This is a genomic window from Wolbachia pipientis, assembly GCF_023661085.1.
Classification (GTDB): Bacteria; Pseudomonadota; Alphaproteobacteria; order Rickettsiales; family Anaplasmataceae; genus Wolbachia.
In genome coordinates this window covers 1-2,464 of the sequence record NZ_JAHDJT010000147.1, presented here as the reverse complement: position 1 = coordinate 2,464, position 2,464 = coordinate 1, and the positions used below count along the sequence as shown (strand labels likewise).

Annotated in this window: 3 protein-coding genes and 1 pseudogene; 2 read left to right on the top strand and 2 right to left on the bottom strand. The window is 38.1% G+C overall.

Annotated elements, in window-relative coordinates; translation table 11 throughout:
* Window positions 1-199 (bottom strand): annotated as a pseudogene (locus DM84_RS05695) (LD-carboxypeptidase); the annotation flags it as partial.
* Window positions 199-816, bottom strand: a complete 618-nt coding sequence (gene lipB, locus DM84_RS05690; protein WP_250779015.1) for a lipoyl(octanoyl) transferase LipB — start codon at window positions 814-816, stop codon at window positions 199-201. The gene lipB and the pseudogene DM84_RS05695, both read right to left, overlap by 1 nt.
* A gap of 126 nt (window positions 817-942) precedes the next feature.
* On the opposite strand from lipB, the gene DM84_RS05685 reads away from it, so the two are divergent.
* Together DM84_RS05685 and DM84_RS05680 are read left to right on the top strand one after the other, a co-directional pair.
* A complete protein-coding gene (locus tag DM84_RS05685; RefSeq protein ID WP_250779013.1) occupies window positions 943-1,986 on the top strand; it encodes a phage portal protein in 1,044 nt (347 codons plus the stop codon).
* Window positions 1,987-2,039: 53 nt separating this feature from the next.
* Window positions 2,040-2,447, top strand: a complete 408-nt coding sequence (locus tag DM84_RS05680; protein ID WP_250779011.1) for a hypothetical protein — start codon at window positions 2,040-2,042, stop codon at window positions 2,445-2,447.
* Window positions 2,448-2,464 lie beyond the last annotated feature (17 nt).

Genomic DNA, 2,464 nt, shown 5'->3' with positions numbered 1-2,464 from the left:
GATTATCGTTACTGCATATTTTCTCCGAAACATGGGGATAAAAACCCAAAGCTTCCACATATTCTTTTATGGTAGTTAGATCCGACTCTTTTCCCTTCGAAGAAGGAGCAATAATATCAACTTGATCAACTGCACAGACACCCATGTTAATACATAAAACAAGGATGAAGTATAAAATGTAAACAATAACGGAACGCATTAAAATATCTTATAAAACTCTTTTTTTAGTATGTCGTCCAATTCAGAAAGTGAAACTTCAACTCCTAGTTCTTTCATTGATGTAACACCATAATCCTTCAACCCGCAAGGAATAATGCCTCTGTAGTGAGAAAGATCTGGAGAGACGTTAAGTGCTATGCCGTGATAAGTTATCCATTTCCTTACACGAATGCCAAAAGCCGCTATTTTTTCTTCTACTCCGTTGTTATTCACCCAAATACCTATTCTATCTTCTTTGAATTCTCCGGTGATATTAAAGTACTTTAGAACATTAATGATCCAATTGCTTAGATCTCTGATATATAGCTTTATATCGCATTTATTTCTTTTTTTAAGGTTGAGCATTAGATATATAATGCGCTGCCCCGGGCCATGGTATGTGTGTTTACCACCCCTGCCTGTTTTATATATAGGAAATAATTTTTCAACAATGTCGTCATCTGTTGCGTTGATCCCTGATGTGTAAAGTGGAGGGTGCTGGAGCAGCCATACTAGCTCATCAGATAAACTATCGTAAATTCTTTGAATTTTTGCTTCCATGAATTTTACAGCATGGCTATAATCGATAAGTTGGTTAGATATTAGCCACTTTACCATATTTTATTCCTTTTCTTTTTTAGTGTAGCAGTAAGTTCTTTTCCTGTCACCCAGGTGAATACTTAGATCTATATCTTCATTTGACTACGGAATCTTCAAACACTTTTAGATAAACAGGAGGCAAATATGAATCTCAATATCTTTCAAAGGAGAAAAGCACATAAATACTCTGCCTTGCAGCTCATAATGGAGCCAAGTTGGAGTGAGCGCAGTTATGCGAGTTTTGCTGAGGAAAGCTACGTCAAAAATGTTATTGCCTTTCGAGCAATCAACATGACTGCAAATGCTGCCTCTTCAGTGCCTTTTATTCTCTACCGGCTCACTAATCAGGGAAAGTCACAACTAAAAGTCCATCCATTACTGAAGTTACTTTATTCTCCCAGCCCAATAACATCAAAATCAGAGTTTGTTGAGGGAATTGTAACTTATCGGTTAATTAGCGGCAATGCTTATGTGTTGATGATTGAGCTGAAAAACAATAGGAAACCGCCAACAGAGCTCTATCTTTTGCGCCCCGATGGAGTTGAGATTGTTCCTGGAAGGGAGAACGTTCCTTATATATACCGCTACACTGTGAACAATAACAGTTATGACTTTAAGGTCAATAAGCTAACTGGACGTTCAGCAGTGCTACATCTTAAAACTTTCAATCCTTTGAGTGATTGGTATGGACTGTCACCAATTGAGGCAGCAGCATATAGCATAGATCAGCATAACCAAACTGGTGCTTGGAATCAGGCAATGCTGCAAAACGGGGCAAGACCAAGTGGCGCAATAGTTGTAAAACCAGCAAAAGATGGGAGCAGTGGAAATTTAAGCCAGGAGCAGTATCAGCGCTTGAAAGAACAGATAAATGATCATTACTCAGACTCTGTCAACGCTGGAAGGCCAATATTGCTTGAAGGAGGCTTGGAATGGAAGGAAATGAGTCTATCGCCAAGAGATATGGATTTTATTGAATCCAAACACAGCTCAGCTCGCGATATTGCACTGGCTTTTGGCGTTCCACCGCAGTTGCTTGGCATACCAAACGACAACACTTACAGCAATTTGGTCGAAGCACGACTTTCCCTTTGGGAGCAAACGGTTTTGCCAACACTTGAAAACATTGTCTGTTATCTAAATTCTTGGCTAACACCAAGATTTGGTGAAGAACTCCATTACGTTTAGTTGTTGAAGATGACCATATAAGACTTATACCTCACTTATTCCTTGAACCCGGTGTGCAAAAAGTTGTTTCTATCGAGCACGAACACGAGGAAGTAGCAAAGATTTTGGTAAAATACACTCTGTTAAAAGATACCGAAGTGAACAGACCAGATTATTTAGAGCAAGATTCTAATTTTAACAGGAAGGTGTTAGAATATTGGAAGCAATGTCAAGAGGAAATCAGAAAACTTAAAGAAGAGAATAAGCCACTGTATGACTTTTTAAGAGAAAGCAACATTGATAATCTAGTTAGTATATGGGAAAGAAATAAAAATGTACGCAGTAAGTTTGGCAAACAAAAAAGCTTACAAGAACAATATCCAGAATATGCCCATATTTTAACTAACAAGGCTAATGAGGCAGAGAAAGGGGAATGTTTAAAAAGCATACGCGTCAAGTTAAGAGATTGTGAGCAAATTTAGAGAAGTTAAGGTTGATA